The organism is Cellulomonas sp. PhB143, from assembly GCF_003752595.1.
Classification (GTDB): domain Bacteria; phylum Actinomycetota; class Actinomycetes; order Actinomycetales; family Cellulomonadaceae; genus Paraoerskovia.
On record NZ_RKIJ01000014.1, the window covers coordinates 40,408 to 55,264 of the forward strand.

The 14,857-nt window shown below is 73.7% G+C and carries 14 protein-coding genes and 3 tRNA genes; 11 read left to right on the forward strand and 6 right to left on the reverse strand.

Annotated elements, in window-relative coordinates:
- Nucleotides 1-108 precede the first annotated feature (108 nt).
- Nucleotides 109-1,077, forward strand: a complete 969-nt coding sequence (locus tag EDF32_RS11925) for an aldo/keto reductase (protein WP_123308786.1) — start codon at nucleotides 109-111, stop codon at nucleotides 1,075-1,077.
- 7 nt (nucleotides 1,078-1,084) lie between these two features.
- On the opposite strand, the gene EDF32_RS11930 is transcribed toward EDF32_RS11925, so the two are convergent.
- On the reverse strand, nucleotides 1,085-2,185 hold the full coding sequence (locus tag EDF32_RS11930) for a YeiH family protein (RefSeq protein WP_123308787.1): 1,101 nt from the start codon (nucleotides 2,183-2,185) through the stop codon (nucleotides 1,085-1,087).
- Nucleotides 2,186-2,255: 70 nt separating this feature from the next.
- Here EDF32_RS11930 and EDF32_RS11935 point away from each other — a divergent pair, with 70 nt between their 5' ends.
- From EDF32_RS11935 to EDF32_RS11950, 4 genes are all read left to right on the forward strand, one after another.
- Nucleotides 2,256-3,200 carry a LysR family transcriptional regulator gene (locus tag EDF32_RS11935; protein ID WP_123308788.1) on the forward strand — a complete coding sequence of 315 codons (945 nt, stop codon included), beginning with the start codon at nucleotides 2,256-2,258 and terminating at the stop codon, nucleotides 3,198-3,200.
- Nucleotides 3,201-3,347: 147 nt separating this feature from the next.
- Nucleotides 3,348-3,419, forward strand: a tRNA-Gln gene (locus EDF32_RS11940).
- Nucleotides 3,420-3,508: 89 nt separating this feature from the next.
- Nucleotides 3,509-3,581 (forward strand) — tRNA-Glu (locus EDF32_RS11945).
- A 68-nt stretch (nucleotides 3,582-3,649) separates the two neighbouring features.
- Nucleotides 3,650-3,722 (forward strand) — tRNA-Glu (locus EDF32_RS11950).
- Nucleotides 3,723-3,854: 132 nt separating this feature from the next.
- On the opposite strand, the gene EDF32_RS11955 is transcribed toward EDF32_RS11950, so the two are convergent.
- From EDF32_RS11955 to EDF32_RS11960, 3 genes are all read right to left on the reverse strand, one after another.
- Nucleotides 3,855-4,697, reverse strand: a complete 843-nt coding sequence (locus tag EDF32_RS11955) for a PH domain-containing protein (RefSeq protein WP_123308789.1) — start codon at nucleotides 4,695-4,697, stop codon at nucleotides 3,855-3,857.
- Nucleotides 4,698-4,748: 51 nt separating this feature from the next.
- Nucleotides 4,749-4,925 (reverse strand): hypothetical protein, encoded by a 177-nt coding sequence (locus EDF32_RS14715; RefSeq protein WP_199734924.1) that lies wholly within the window; start codon nucleotides 4,923-4,925, stop codon nucleotides 4,749-4,751.
- Nucleotides 4,926-5,101: 176 nt separating this feature from the next.
- Nucleotides 5,102-5,821 (reverse strand): IclR family transcriptional regulator, encoded by a 720-nt coding sequence (locus EDF32_RS11960; protein ID WP_123308790.1) that lies wholly within the window; start codon nucleotides 5,819-5,821, stop codon nucleotides 5,102-5,104.
- A 135-nt stretch (nucleotides 5,822-5,956) separates the two neighbouring features.
- Between EDF32_RS11960 and leuC the strand changes: the two genes are divergently transcribed.
- From leuC to EDF32_RS11985, 5 genes are all read left to right on the forward strand, one after another.
- Entirely contained in the window at nucleotides 5,957-7,438 is a 1,482-nt protein-coding gene (gene leuC / locus EDF32_RS11965; protein WP_123308791.1) for a 3-isopropylmalate dehydratase large subunit, read from the forward strand.
- A gap of 44 nt (nucleotides 7,439-7,482) precedes the next feature.
- Nucleotides 7,483-8,118 (forward strand): 3-isopropylmalate dehydratase small subunit, encoded by a 636-nt coding sequence (gene leuD, locus EDF32_RS11970; protein WP_123308792.1) that lies wholly within the window; start codon nucleotides 7,483-7,485, stop codon nucleotides 8,116-8,118.
- 340 nt (nucleotides 8,119-8,458) lie between these two features.
- A complete protein-coding gene (murA, locus tag EDF32_RS11975; protein WP_123308793.1) occupies nucleotides 8,459-9,775 on the forward strand; it encodes a UDP-N-acetylglucosamine 1-carboxyvinyltransferase in 1,317 nt (438 codons plus the stop codon).
- A gap of 20 nt (nucleotides 9,776-9,795) precedes the next feature.
- Nucleotides 9,796-10,521, forward strand: coding sequence for a 1-acyl-sn-glycerol-3-phosphate acyltransferase (locus EDF32_RS11980; RefSeq protein ID WP_233565891.1), 726 nt, complete (start codon nucleotides 9,796-9,798; stop codon nucleotides 10,519-10,521).
- Nucleotides 10,518-11,552, forward strand: coding sequence for an NAD(P)H-dependent glycerol-3-phosphate dehydrogenase (locus EDF32_RS11985; protein WP_123308794.1), 1,035 nt, complete (start codon nucleotides 10,518-10,520; stop codon nucleotides 11,550-11,552). The genes EDF32_RS11980 and EDF32_RS11985 overlap by 4 nt, the downstream gene beginning before the upstream one ends.
- A gap of 34 nt (nucleotides 11,553-11,586) precedes the next feature.
- Here EDF32_RS11985 and EDF32_RS11990 read toward each other — a convergent pair whose 3' ends face one another.
- Together EDF32_RS11990 and EDF32_RS11995 are read right to left on the reverse strand one after the other, a co-directional pair.
- On the reverse strand, nucleotides 11,587-12,402 hold the full coding sequence (locus EDF32_RS11990) for a hypothetical protein (RefSeq protein WP_123308795.1): 816 nt from the start codon (nucleotides 12,400-12,402) through the stop codon (nucleotides 11,587-11,589).
- A complete protein-coding gene (locus tag EDF32_RS11995) occupies nucleotides 12,402-13,625 on the reverse strand; it encodes a PLP-dependent aspartate aminotransferase family protein (protein ID WP_123308796.1) in 1,224 nt (407 codons plus the stop codon). The genes EDF32_RS11990 and EDF32_RS11995 overlap by 1 nt, the downstream gene beginning before the upstream one ends.
- A gap of 72 nt (nucleotides 13,626-13,697) precedes the next feature.
- On the opposite strand from EDF32_RS11995, the gene EDF32_RS12000 reads away from it, so the two are divergent.
- Nucleotides 13,698-14,828, forward strand: a complete 1,131-nt coding sequence (locus EDF32_RS12000) for a D-alanine--D-alanine ligase family protein (protein ID WP_123308797.1) — start codon at nucleotides 13,698-13,700, stop codon at nucleotides 14,826-14,828.
- Nucleotides 14,829-14,857 lie beyond the last annotated feature (29 nt).

The following is a 14,857-nucleotide window of genomic DNA, read 5'->3' on the forward strand; positions in this document are numbered from 1 at the left end:
GCGGACGTGCGGGGACGGGCGCGCCCGCGCATGGTGGGACGATCAGCGCCCGCGATCCCGGTCCGTGACCGGGATCCGGCCACGCCTCGAACCCAGGAGGACCCTTCCGTGCGCTATCTCGACGTCGACACCAGCTCCGGCCGCAAGATCTCGCGGATCGGGCTGGGCACGTGGCAGTTCGGCTCCCGCGAGTGGGGGTACGGGGACGACTACGCCACGATCCAGGCCCGGGACATCGTCCGGCGTGCCCTCGACCTGGGCGTGACCCTGTTCGACACGGCCGAGATGTACGGCTTCGGCAAGAGCGAGCGCATCCTCGGCGAGGCGCTCGGGGACCGGCGCGACGAGGCGTACGTGGCGACGAAGATCTTCCCCGTGGTGCCCACGGGCGCCGTGACCCAGCAGCGCGGCATCTCCAGCGCCGACCGCCTCGGGGTGCGCACCATCGACCTCTACCAGGTGCACCAGGCCAACCCCGTGATCCGCGACTCGGCGACCATGCCCGGGATGGCGTCCCTGCGCCGCACCGGCCTGGTGGGGGACGTCGGCGTCAGCAACTACTCGCTCGCGCGCTGGCGCAAGGCGGACGCCGCCCTCGGCGGTCCCGTGCTCTCGAACCAGGTCCAGTACAACCTCGTGCGGCGCGGGCCGGAGAAGGACCTGATCCCCTTCGCGCAGCAGGACGGCCGCGTCGTCATCGCTTACAGCCCGCTCGCGCAGGGCCTGCTCTCGGGGAGGTACGACGCGGGCCACCGCCCGACGAACGGCGTCCGCCGCTACAGCACGCTGTTCACGCCGGAGAACCTGGAACGGGTGCGTCCCCTGCTGCGCGTCCTGGCGGACGTCGCCGACGCGCACGGCGTGACGAGCTCGCAGGTGGCCCTGGCGTGGGTCCTCTCCCACCCGCACGTCGCGGCGATCCCCGGTGCGTCGAGCCTCGAGCAGCTCGAGAAGAACGTCGAGGCGGCGGAGCTCGACCTGGCGGCGGAGGAGATCACCGCGCTCGACGACGCCTCCGCGGCGTTCGACCCCGTCACGGGCGCACGGGCGCTCAAGGACGTCTTCACGGCCCGCTGAGGCCCGCTCAGGTCAGGAGCAGCACGCCGCCGAGCGAGACGGCGAGGATCACCAGCCAGGACATCGCACCGAGCGCGAGGGTGCGCCGCCCGGTGCGCACCAGGTGGGGCAGGTCCACGCCGAGGCCCATCGCGAACATCGCCCCGACGAACAGGACCGTGGTCAGCGGGGTGGTGACGGACAGGACGGCGTCGGGCACGATGCCCGTGCTCCGCACCAGGACGGCCGCGACGAAGCCGACGACGAAGAGCGGCACCGGCGTGCGCCGCGGGGTGCGGCGCTGGTCCCCGGCGGGGCCCGGGCGCCGCGCCGCGCGGATCCCGGCGCCCGCGACGAGCGGGGCGAGCAGGGCGACCCGGGCGAGCTTGGCGACGGTGGCCGTGGCGAGGGCCGCCGCGGAGATCGTCCCAGCCGCGGCGACCACCTGGGCGACCTCCTGGGTGCTGGCGCCGATCCACAGCCCGGCCTGCTGGTCGCTCATCGACAGGAGCCGGGCGAGCCAGGGGACGACGACGACGGCGAGCGACCCGTAGATCGTCACGAGCGCGAGGGCCGCCGCCAGGGCGTCGTCGCGCGCGGCGCGGGCATCCTCGGTGGCGGCGGGGCCGTCGTCGACCACACCCTTCATCGCCGAGACCGCCGCGGCGCCGCAGATCGAGAAGCCCGTCGCGACGAGCAGCGTGGTGACGCGGTCGACGCGCAGGAGCCGCCCGAGGGCGAGCGTCGCGGCGAAGGTGACGCAGACGCTCGTGAGCACCACGAGGACGCCCTGCCAGCCGAGGCCGAGCAGGTCCGGGGCCGAGAGCTGCAGCCCGAGCAGGACGACGGCGACGCGCAGCACCCGGGTCGCCGTCCAGTCCGTGCCCGCGCGGGTCGCGGCGAGGACGCGGCCGCGGCGACCGCCCGGTGCCGAGCGCGCCCCGAGCACGGAGCCCGCGACGGCGCCGAGGGCGAGCGCCAGCACGAGGGGCGAGACGGTCGGCGCCAGGCGGGCGAGCGCCAGGACCGCGCCCGTGGCGAGCACCGCGGCGACGAGCCCCGGGACGCGTGAGGCCCGGGGCGCCGGGGCGGTGCCGCTCTCGCGGACGAGGTCGGGGTGGGTCGTCATGCATCCCACCCTCACCGGAGCGCGAGGGGTCCGGTAGGCCCAGCTCCCTTCGGAACCATAGACTGGCACTATGGCAGCGATCGGGGAACGAGACGCGCGCGCCAGCCTCGGCGCGCTCGAGCTGCTCGTCGCGACCCACGAGCACGGCTCGATCAGCGGCGCGGCCCGGGCCCTCGGCATCGCGCAGCCGACCGCCTCGGCGGGCCTGCGCCGGCTCGAGCGTCAGCTCGGGCTCTCCTTGGTCCTGCGCACGGCGCGGGGGAGCCGGCTGACGGAGGCGGGACAGGCGGCCGCGACCTGGGCCCGCGAGGTGCTCGGCGCCGCGGACCGCTTCGCCGCGAGCGTGGCTGCGCTGCGCACGGAGCCGACGGCGCGGGTGCGGGTCGCGGCGAGCCTGACGATCGCCGAGTACCTGGCGCCCCGCTGGCTCGCGGCGGCGGGCGGCGCGGCCCGAGACGCGGCCGGCGGGCCGCCGGACCTCGGGACGGAGCTCGTCGTGCGCAACTCGCGCGAGGTGATGGAGCTGGTGCTCGCCGGCGACGTCGAGCTCGGGTTCGTCGAGAGCGCCACCGTGCGCCGGGGGCTGCGCAGCCGCACGGTGGCCCACGACGAGCTGGTCTGCGTGGTGGCCGCCGGCCACCCGTGGGCGTCGCGGCGCAGCGTGAGCGTGCCGGAGCTGCTCGCTGGGGGGCTCGTGGTGCGCGAGCGCGGCTCCGGGACGCGGCAGATCCTCGAGCGGGCGCTGGAGGCGGCCGGGACGCAGCTGCCCGATCACCTGCCCTCCCTCGGCTCGACCGCGGCGGTGACGACGTCGGTCCGGCACGGGGGAGCGGTCGCCGTGCTCTCCTCGCTCTCGGTGGCCGACGGCGTCGCCCGCGGCGCGCTGGTCCGCCTCCGGGTGCCGGGGCTGGCGCTGGAGCGGGCGCTGCGCATGGTGTGGAAGGACGGTCACGACCTGTCGCCGGCGGCGCGGGCCGTCGCCGCGCGCGCGACGGCGGCGTCGGCGACGGCGTGATGCCCCGGCGCCGCCGCCGTCGCGGTGGCGCTGCTCACACGGGGCCCCGCGCATTTGGTCGACGGCCCGGGCTCCGGTAATGTTCTCGCTCGGTGACACCGCCGGAACAGGGGCCTCGGCCCCTGTGAGCAGGGCGGTTATCCCCCTTGGGGTATGGTGTAATTGGCAGCACGACTGGTTCTGGTCCAGTTAGTCTAGGTTCGAGTCCTGGTACCCCAGCGCAGCGCGCTGAGCCGTCCGACCGTCTCTCGGTCCGGATGGGCTAGTGTTCTCACCGGCACGACGTCCCTCGCGGTCGTCGACCACAGGCCCCCATCGTCTAGCGGCCTAGGACGCCGCCCTCTCACGGCGGTAACACGGGTTCAAATCCCGTTGGGGGTACGACCGACCGGAGCTCCTCGAGCCCCGGTCGCCTGTTCGTCCGGGCCCCGGCCCGGAGGGACGTCCAGGCCCCCATCGTCTAGCGGCCTAGGACGCCGCCCTCTCACGGCGGTAACACGGGTTCAAATCCCGTTGGGGGTACGCGCGCCGCACGACGGCGGACGAAGGGCCCGGATCCGCGAGGATCCGGGCCCTTTCTCGTGCGCTGATGCGTTGCTCCCGCCGCATCGGCCGGCCGCCGTCTCAGCGACCCCCGCCTCAGCGCCCGCCGCCTCAACGACGCGGCGGGATCGCTGGCGGTGGGGGAGCGGGCGGTCCCTGGCCCCGGTCGAGATCGATCCGGACCGGCTGGGTCCCCGGTGCGGAGGGCGCGGAGCGCCCACCCGGGACCGTCGCGCCGTAGGCGTTCCCCCCGGATCTCGGCCGCGCGGCGGAGCCGGGGACGATGATGCCCGGGGGCGGGGCGTCGTCGGGCATCGCGCCGGGCCGTGCCGTGGGCGCCGCCCCGACGTCCCCGGGGCCGCGCGACGCCTCGTACCCGGCGTCGTCGCCCCGCGGGTCGGCGATCTCGGGGCCGAACGCGCCGCCGTAGCCCCGCAGGTGGTGGCGGCTGCCCTTGCCGAAGAGCGTGGTGCACAGCGCGCGGTAGGTCGCGTCCGGCTTGTCGACGAACCGGATGCGGTGCAGCGCCTGGTCCTGGCCGGCGGACTCCAGCACGAACTCGCCGTAGCCGAAGACCTGGCCCATGAGCGAGCGCCCGTAGTTCATGTCGGTGACCTTGCCCATCGGCATCATCGCGACGCGCTGGATGAACAGCCCGTACACCAGCAGCAGGCGCTTGTCCGTCGCGACGAACCACTCGAAGCGCCACTCGAGCAGGCGCCAGCCGGCGCGCAGCGCCACCGCGAGCCACAGGATCCACACGACGTTCGCGATCGCGCCGACGGACGGCTCGAGGGCGGTCGCGACGACGCCGGCCAGCACGAAGGCCACGACGGCGCTGGCGACCGGCTCGAGGATCGACGCCCAGTGCCGGCGCGCCTCGACGACGACGCGCTCGCCCTCGAGCACGTACCGGCGCACCGTCCGGCTGTGCGGCTGCTCGGTCCCGCTCATGCGCCGCTCACCTGCCCCGTGTCGTCCGGTGTCGTCCGGTGCCGTGTGCTGTCAGGAGTCGCTGTTGAGCAGCGAGGAGAAGAACTGTCCGATGCTCGTGAAGGCCTGGGTGATGACGTCCCAGACGCTGTGCAGGAGGTCTGCGGACTTGTCGGGGCTGTTGATGACCGCGTAGATGAGGAACGCGATCACGAGCCACAGCAGCAGCACCTTCACCTTGCCGTGCATCGTTGCTCCTCGTTCTCTCGGGTCGTCTCGTGCTCCGTCCCACGGCCCCCGCGGCGGCACCTGCGCAGGCAGGGCTCGACGCGCGGCAACCGTCGCCGGAGCGTGCCCCTGGGTCGGGGCACCGGGTGAAGTGTGGCAGGAGGGGGCGCCGCTGCGACAGACGCCGCGCCGACGAGCTACTCGCCGGCGCGGCGCAGGACCTCCGACAGCCGGTTCGCCGCGGCCACGAGCGAGCCGGAGTGCAGGCGGCCCGGCTGGCGGGTCAGCCGTTCCACGGGTCCCGAGATCGACACGGCGGCCACGACGCGTCCGGACGGGCCGCGGACCGGCGCCGAGACCGAGGCGACCCCGAGCTCGCGCTCGCCGACCGACTGGGCCCAGCCGCGCCGTCGGACGCCCGAGAGGATCGTGGCGGAGAACTTGGCCTCGCGCAGGCCGCGGTGCAGGCGGTCCGGCTCCTCCCAGGCGAGGAGGATCTGGGCGGCGGACCCGGCCTGCATGGTCAGCGTCGCGCCGACCGGGATCGAGTCGCGCAGGCCGACCGGCCGCTCGGCCGCGGCCACGCAGATGCGGTGGTCGCCCTGGCGGCGGTAGAGCTGGGCGCTCTCGCCCGTGTGGTCGCGCAGCGCCATGAGCACGGGGTTCGCCGCGGCCAGCAGCCGGTCCTCGCCCGCCGCCGTGGCCAGCTCGTTCAGCCGGGGTCCGAGGACGAACCGTCCCTGCATGTCGCGCGCGACCATCCGGTGGTGCTCGAGCGCCACGGCGAGGCGGTGGGCCGTCGGGCGGGCGAGCCCGGTCGAGGTGACGAGCTGCGCGAGGGTGGCGGGCCCGGCCTCCAGGGCGCCCAGCACGGACGCCGCCTTGTCCAGCACGCCGACTCCGCTAGTATTGTCCATAGGACGATATTGGCGTCTCGCCTCGTGAGATGCAAGTCTGGATGCACGGCGAGTCGCACGACGGGCCCGCGACGGCTCCTGCCCCCCGTGGGCCGGGACGCACGGACCACCAACATGCAGTCAGGAAGGAACATCATGGCCGGGACGCTGGCGGAGAAGGTCTGGGACGCGCACCTCGTGCGCCGGGGGAGCGACGGAGCGCCCGACCTGCTCTACATCGACCTCCACCTCATCCACGAGGTGACGAGCCCTCAGGCGTTCGAGGGGCTGCGGCTCGCGGGCCGGACGGTCCGCCGCCCGGACCTGACGATCGCCACGGAGGACCACAACACGCCGACGCTGGACATCGACCAGCCCATCGCGGACCTCACCAGCCGCACGCAGATCGACACCCTGCGCAACAACGCGGCGGAGTTCGGCATCCGGATCCACTCGCTCGGCGACGCCGACCAGGGGATCGTGCACCAGGTCGGCCCCCAGCTCGGGCTGACGATGCCGGGGCTGACGGTCGTCTGCGGGGACTCGCACACCTCGACGCACGGCGCGTTCGGCGGCCTCGCGTTCGGCATCGGCACCTCCGAGGTCGAGCACGTGATGGCGACGCAGACACTGCCGCTCGCGCCCTTCAAGACGATGGCGATCACCGTGAACGGCGAGCTGCCCCCGGGCGCGACGTCGAAGGACATCATCCTGGCGATCATCGCCAAGATCGGCACCGGCGGGGGCCAGGGCTTCGTGCTCGAGTACCGCGGCGACGCGATCCGCAGGCTGTCGATGGAAGCCCGCATGACGATCTGCAACATGTCGATCGAGGCCGGCGCGCGCGCCGGGATGATCGCCCCCGACGAGACCACGTTCGAGTACCTCAAGGGCCGCCCCCACGCTCCCGAGGGTGCCGACTGGGACGCCGCGGTGGAGTACTGGAAGACGCTGCGCAGCGACGACGACGCGACCTTCGACGAGGAGGTCGTCCTCGAGGCTGCCGACCTCGAGCCGTACGTCACGTGGGGCACGAACCCGGGCCAGGGCCTGCCGCTGTCGGCGAACGTGCCGGTCCCCGAGGAGATCGCGGACGAGAACGACCGCGTCACCGCCGAGAACGCCATCCGCTACATGGGCCTGACGCCCGGGGCGCCGCTGCGCGACATCGCCATCGACACCGTGTTCATCGGCTCGTGCACCAACGGCCGCATCGAGGACCTGCGCTCCGTCGCCAAGGTCGTGCGCGGCAAGAAGAAGGCGGACTCGCTGCGCGTGCTCGTCGTGCCGGCGTCGGCCCGCGTGCGCCTGCAGGCCGAGGCCGAGGGGCTCGACCAGATCTTCCTGGACTTCGGGGCCGAGTGGCGCAACGCCGGCTGCTCGATGTGCCTGGGCATGAACCCCGACCAGCTCGCCCCGGGGGAGCGCTCGGCGTCGACGTCGAACCGCAACTTCGAGGGTCGTCAGGGCAAGGGCGGTCGCACGCACCTGGTCTCGCCGCTCGTCGCGGCCGCCACGGCCCTGCGCGGGACGCTCTCGTCGCTCGCCGACCTCGACCTGCCCGACGACGTGGACATCACCTCGTTCGACGGCTCGCCGCTCGCCCCCCTCGACCCGGCCGTGACGCTGCAGGTCTGAGAACCGCGCGCACGGACCCCGGAACCCCTGACTGGAGCATCGCCATGGAGAAGTTCACCACCCACACCGGCGTCGGCGTGCCGCTGCGCCGCAGCAACGTCGACACCGACCAGATCATCCCCGCCGTCTACCTCAAGCGCGTGACGCGCACGGGCTTCGAGGACGCGCTCTTCGCCGCGTGGCGCGGCGACGAGTCGTTCGTGCTCAACCAGCCCGCGTACTCGTCCGGCACGGTGCTCGTGGCCGGACCCGACTTCGGCACCGGCTCGTCGCGCGAGCACGCCGTGTGGGCGCTCAAGGACTACGGCTTCCGCGTCGTCCTCGCCTCGCGCTTCGCCGACATCTTCCGCGGCAACTCCGGCAAGCAGGGCCTGCTCGCCGGCCAGGTCGCCCAGGAGGACATCGAGCTGCTGTGGAAGGTCCTGGAGAACCGGCCGGGCACGCAGGTGACGGTCGACCTCGAGCAGCGCACCGCCACGGCCGACGACGTCACGGTCCGCTTCCACGTGGACGACTACACGCGCTGGCGCCTCATGGAGGGCCTCGACGACATCGGCCTGACCCTCCAGCACGAGGACGACATCACCGCGTTCGAGTCGAGCCGCGCCTCGTGGCGGCCGAAGACGCTCCCGGCCAAGCACCTGCCGCCCGTGGACATCGAGGCCGCCCGCCCGGTCTGACGCCCGGCCTCGGCGGGCCGACGGCTCACCCGTACGCACGAAGAGTCAGACCCCGGATCGGCTGGAGCCGATCCGGGGTCTGACTCCTTCTGTGCCATCCACCGAGTTGTCAGACTCCGGAGCCGCCATGGCGGGGCCCGGGTCTGACAAGTCCGGGGCGCTGCGAGTTGTCAGACTCCGGAGCCGCCATGGCGGGGCCCGGGTCTGACAACTGTGCGGGTCTCGCGATGCGGACCGGCGTCCGAGACGTGGACGCCGGCGACACGTGCTGCCCGGGTGCGGCGTCGACCGGGTGAATAATCTTCCCTGGCCCACCGCCGACCGAGACGAGGAACGCCCGATGAACGATGTCCTGTACGTCAACGGCGGGACTCCGCTGCATGGTGAGATCACGGTGCGTGGTGCGAAGAACTTCGTGTCGAAGGCGATGGTGGCCTCGGTGCTGGGGGAGACGCCGAGCGTGCTGTCGAACGTGCCGCAGATCCGGGACGTGGGTGTGGTCAGCGGGTTGTTGGCGTTGCACGGGGTGGGGATCGAGGCGGACCCGGTGGCGGGTGTGCTGCGGATGGATCCGACGGACGTGGAGTCGGCGCACGTGGCGGACATCGATGCGCATGCGGGGGCGTCGCGGATCCCGATCTTGTTCTGCGGGCCGTTGTTGCACCGGTTGGGTGAGGCGTTCATCCCGGATCTGGGTGGGTGTCGGATCGGGGACCGGCCGATCGACTTCCACCTGGAGATCTTGCGGCAGTTCGGTGCGACGGTCGAGAAGCTGTCGTCGGGGATCCAGCTGACGGCGCCGCGGCGGTTGCAGGGGACGAAGATCGCGTTGCCGTACCCGTCGGTGGGGGCTACGGAGCAGCTGTTGCTCACGGCGGTGCGTGCGGAGGGGATCACGGAGCTGTCGAACGCGGCGATCGAGCCGGAGATCATGGATCTGATCGCGGTGCTGCAGAAGATGGGCGCGATCATCTCGGTGGATACCGACCGGGTGATCCGGATCGAGGGTGTGGACCGGTTGGTGGGGTATCGCCATCGGGCGTTGGGGGATCGGATCGAGGCGGCGTCGTGGGCGTCGGCGGCGTTGGCCACGGGTGGGGACGTGGTGGTCAAGGGTGCGACGCAGCCGGAGATGATGACGTTCTTGAACACGTTCCGCAAGGTCGGTGGGCAGTTCGACGTGCGTGAGGACGGGATCCGGTTCTTCCATCCGGGTGGGGACCTGAGCCCGATCGTGCTGGAGACGGACGTGCACCCGGGGTTCATGACGGACTGGCAGCAGCCGTTGGTGGTGGCGTTGACGCAGGCGAAGGGTCTGTCGATCGTGCACGAGACGGTGTATGAGAACCGGTTCGGGTTCACGGACGCGTTGCGGGGGATGGGCGCGACGATCGGTGTGTACAAGGAGTGTCTGGGGGGTTCGCCGTGCCGGTTCGGGCAGCGCAACTTCCATCACTCGGCGGTGGTCTCGGGGCCGACGCCGTTGGAGGCGGCGGACATCGAGGTCCCGGACCTGCGGGGTGGGTTCTCGCACCTGATCGCGGCGTTGGCGGCGAAGGGGACCTCGACGGTGCGGGGTATCGGGTTGATCGACCGGGGGTACGAGCACTTCCAGGACAAGCTCGTCGCCCTCGGCGCCGACGTCTCCCGCGCCTGACGCGGGTAGGCTCTGCGACCGTGCCCCCCGCCCGTCCGGACTCCCGGACCTACCGCGTCCTCGCGTTCGTGCTGCGTCCCGTCCTGTCGACGATGACGCGCAAGGACTGGCAGGGCCAGGAGAACGTGCCCGCCACGGGCGGCGTGATCATCGCCGCGAACCACGCGACGCAGTTCGACCCGCTGACCTTCGCGCACTACGTCTACGACGCCGGGCGGGCCCCGAAGATCATGGCCAAGCACTCGCTGTGGGACGTGCCGGTGCTCGGTCGGCTGCTGAGCGCCACGGGCATGATCCCGGTGCGCCGGGGGTCTGCGGACGCGCTCTCCTCGCTCGGTGACGCCGCGAAGGCGCTCGCCGAGGGCGAGTGTGTCGCCGTGTTCCCGGAGGGCACCGTGACCCGTGACCCGGAGCTGTGGCCCATGATCGGCAAGACCGGCGTCGCGCGCCTGGCACTGACGAGCCGGGCGCCAGTGGTGCCCGTCGCGCAGTACGGCGCCCACCGGATCCTGCCTCAGTACTCGAAGCGGTTCCGGCCCTACCCCCGCAAGGACGTCGCCGTGCACGCCGGCCCGCCGGTGGACCTGAGCGACCTCTACGACCGCAAGATCGACAGCGCGGTCCTGCGCGAGGCCACGGCCCGCATCATGCGCGAGATCACGGCGCTGCAGGAGCAGATCCGCGGCGAGAAGGCCCCCGCGCAGCCGTTCGACCCCCACCGCCCCCGAAAGACGGAGAACCCGTGAGCGCGTCCGCCGCAGCGACCACCCGCCGCACGACCACCGCCGTCCTCGGCGCGGGGAGCTGGGGGACGACGTTCGCCGCCGTGCTCGCCGACGCCGGGTGCGACGTGCGCCTCTGGGGCCGTGACCCCGAGGTCGCCGAGCAGATCAACACGCGCCGCCGCAACGGCAAGCGCCTGCCGGGCATCAAGCTCCCCGAGGGCATCCACGCCACGACGGACGCGGCGCAGGCCCTTGCGGGCGCCGAGATCGTCGTCGCGGCGGTCCCGTCGCAGACCGCGCGCGCGACGCTGAGCGCGCTGCGCGCGCACGTCGAGCCGGGCGCGATCGGGGTCTCGCTCATGAAGGGCGTGGAGCTGAGCACCGACGACCGCATGAGCACGGTGCTGGCGGACGCGCTCGGGCTCGACGAGGACCGGGTCGCGGTCCTCTCCGGCCCCAACCTCGCGCGGGAGATCGCCGAGCACCAGCCGACGGCGACCGTGGTCTCCTCCACGAGCGAGCAGACGGCCGCCCGCGTGGCGGCGGCGTGCTCGACGAGCTACTTCCGCCCGTACACCAACAACGACGTCGTCGGCGTCGAGCTCTGCGGCGCCGTGAAGAACGTCATTGCCATCGCGGTGGGCATGGCCCAGGGCCGCGGCTTCGGCTACAACACGACGGCCACGGTCATCACGCGCGGCCTCGTCGAGATCACCCGCCTCGGGCTGGCGCTCGGGGCGGACGCTGCCACGTTCCCGGGGCTCGCCGGCATGGGCGACCTGATGGCGACGTGCGCCTCGCCCCTGTCGCGCAACCACACGCTGGGGCGCCACATCGGCCAGGGCATGACCCTGGAGGAGGCCGTCGCGGCCACCGGCGGCACCGCGGAAGGCGTCAAGTCGTGCCGCTCCGTGCTGCACCTCGCCCGCACCGCCGGGGTCGACATGCCGATCACGGCCGGGGTGTCCGCGGTGCTCGACGACGGCCTGCCCGTCGAGGAGATGGCGCGCGGCCTGCTCTCGCGGCCGCAGAAGGCCGAGGGCGTCGCCTGAGCGTCGGACGTCGTCCGGGCGTCGCGGTGCGCGCTCAGCCGGCGCGCACGTCGACGACGACGCGGGCCGGGTCCTCGAGCGCATAGACCCGGAACGGCGCCTTCTCGTCCACGCCGAGGAACGCGCTCGTCCGTCCCTCGAAGACGCCCCCGTAGACGACCTCCTCGATCTCGTCCGTCGCCGCGGTGCGCACGGGATTGGGGCCGGAGTACTCCGGGACGCGCGTGTCCTGGGGGTAGCCGGTGCCGGTGAGGAAGACCTCGAGCGCGGCGTCCCCGTCGAGGTGCACGGCGTCGCCGCTGCCCTCCTCGCGCGGGTCGTCCGTGTAGGCGACGTGCCAGCCGGGCGTTCCCGCCCCGTCGAGCTCGAAGACCACGCGGTCGTACCCGTCGTGCGCGCCGACCCGGACGTCCGTCACGGTCAGCGCCGCGTCGGCGGAGGCGTCGTGGGTGTCCGCCTTCGTGTCCCCCGGGAACGGGACCTCGCTCGCCGGGGCGTCGCTGGGGGTGTCGGGGCTCGGCGCCTCGGCGCCCGGCGCGTCGTCGTCGGTGTCACCGCCCGACCCGCCGTCGGACCCGCCGTCCGACCCGCCCTGCGTGGCGCCGCTGCCCGGCGTCGTCGCGGGGGCGGCCGGGTCCTTCGACGAGGTCCCCGACCCGGTGCCTGATCCGGTGCCTGCGGTCGAGCCGTCGGACGCCGCACCGGTCGGCGTCGCCGGGCCGGCTGCGGGTCCGTCGCCCTCGTCGCCGGTGCACCCGGCGAGCAGAAGCGCGGAGGCGAGCACCAGCGCGGCGACGCCGGCCGCTCGCCCCCGCCCCGCCGGCAGCAGGCCGTCCCGTCCTGTGCCCATCACCGGGCCCCCTCGTTCTCGCTGTGACCGTCGTCGTCGCCGTCGTGCCCGTCACCGGCCCCGAGCGCGCCGAGCGCCTGCGCCAGGTCGGCCCAGAGGTCCTCGACGTCCTCGATGCCCACCGACATCCGCAGCAGGTCCTCGGGCACGGTGCCGGACTCCGTGGCGAAACGGCGCCTGCGCTCCAGGCACGACTCCACCCCGCCCAGGCTCGTCGCCGGCAGCCAGAGGCGCACCGCGGCGACCAGGGCGTCGGCGGCCTCGACCCCGCCGCGCGGGCGCAGGCCGAGCACGGAGCCGAAGCCGCGCATCGTGCGCGCCGCGCGCTCGTGCCCCGGGTCGTCGGGCAGGCTCGGGTGGCGCACCTCGGCGACGGCGGGGTGCTCGGCGAGCCGGCGCGCGAGCTCGGCCGCCGTCGCCTGGGACCGCTCCACCCGCAGCGCGAGGGTCCGCATCCCGCGCAGCGCGAGCCAGACCTCCCACGGCCCGGCGATCGAGCCGTGCAGCGTGCGGTACGCGCGGGTGCGTCGGGCGAGGTCCGCGTCGTCGGTGACGACGGCGCCGAGGACGACGTCGGAGTGCCCGGCCAGGTACTTCGTCACCGAGTGGACGACGAGGTCGGCGCCGAGCGCCAGCGGCTGCTGCCCGAGCGGGGTCGCGAACGTGTTGTCCACGGCGGAGCGGATCCCCCGCTCGCGGGCGGCCGCGAGCAGCACCGGAAGGTCGGCGACCTCGAGCATGGGGTTGGTCGGCGACTCGACCAGCAGCAGGTCGGCGCCGTCGAGGGCCGCGAGGACCTGCTCGGTGTCGGCGACGTCGACGCGCCGGACGCTCACGCCCGTGCGCGCGGCGAGGTCGTCCGCGAAGCCGAGGGTCACCTGGTAGGCATGCCGGGGGACGACGACGGTCCCGCCCGCGGGCACGTCGGCGAAGACGGAGGCGATGGCCGCCATGCCGGACGAGAACACGACGGCCGGCTGGGCGGCGCCCTCGAGCGCGGCCAGCGCCTCCTCGAAGGGGTGCCACGTCTCGGTGTCCATGCGCGTGTACAGCAGCTCGCCCGGCCCCTGCACGCCCTGGGACACGTAGGTCGAGGAGAGCACCACGGGCGGGTTCACCGGGCCGCCCTGACGGCGCAGCGGCCGGCCGGCGGCGACGGCGACGGTCGCGGGGGACAGGCCGCGGGGCAGCGGCTCGTGCTCGGGGGTGCGTGCGGGGTCCATCGCCCCAGGCTACGGGCCCGGCGGTGCGCACCCCGAGCCGGACGCGCCCTCGACTCCGGTAGTCTCGGGCCGATGTCCAGCCAGTCCGCGCCGCGGCGCAAGCCCCGTGTCCTCGTCCTCTTCGGCGGCCGCTCCGGAGAGCACGTGGTCTCCTGCGTCACGGCCGCGAGCGTGCTGCGCGCGATCGACCGCGAGGTGTACGACGTTCTGCCGGTCGGGATCACCCGCGACGGCCGCTGGGTCCAGACCGCGCAGGACCCGCAGCTGTGGAGCTTCTCGGGCGAGTCCCTCCCGGAGGTCACCTCGAGCGGCGGCGACGTCGTCCTCCCGCTCGCCTCCGAGCGGTCGGCCGTGCAGGTCCTCGAGCCGGGGCTCGCGCCGCGCGACCTGGGTGACGTCGACGTCGTCTTCCCCCTGCTGCACGGCCCCTTCGGCGAGGACGGGACCCTCCAGGGGCTGCTCGAGATGGCCGACGTGCGCTACGTCGGCGCCGGCGTGCTCGCCTCGGCCGTGGGCATGGACAAGCAGTTCATGAAGCTCGTGCTCGCCGGGCAGGGGCTGCCCGTCGGCCCGTACACGGTGATCCGTCCGGGCGAGCTCGAGCGCGACCCCGAGGCGTGCACGGCCGCCGTCGAGGAGCTCGGCCTGCCCGTCTACGTCAAGCCGGCCCGCGCGGGCTCGAGCCTGGGGATCACCCGGGTCACGGACCTCGCCGACCTGCCGGCGGCGGTCGCCGAGGCGCGCCGCCACGACCCCAAGGTGCTCGTCGAGGCCGAGGTCGTCGGCCGCGAGATCGAGTGCGCGGTGCTCGGCGGGCGCGCCGGGGAGCGGGCCCGGGCGTCGCTGCCCGGCGAGGTCGTCGTCGCCCCGGGCGGCCGGGACTTCTACGACTTCGAGTCGAAGTACCTGGACGGCGCGGGCGTCGAGCTCAGCTGCCCGGCCGACCTGCCGGACCACGTCGTCGCCGCCGTGCGGGACGTGGCGGTGCGCACGTTCGAGGCCGTGGGGGCCGAGGGGCTCTCCCGCGTCGACGTGTTCGTCACGCCCGACGAGCGCGTGGTGGTCAACGAGATCAACACCATGCCCGGGTTCACCCCGGTCTCGATGTACCCGCGGATGTGGGAGCGGTCCGGCCTCGGCTACGCGGAGCTGGTCAGCGAGCTCATCGAGCTCGCGCTGGAGCGCCCCACGGGCCTGCGCTGAGCGCGCGGCGCGCGTCGCCCGCCGCCGCG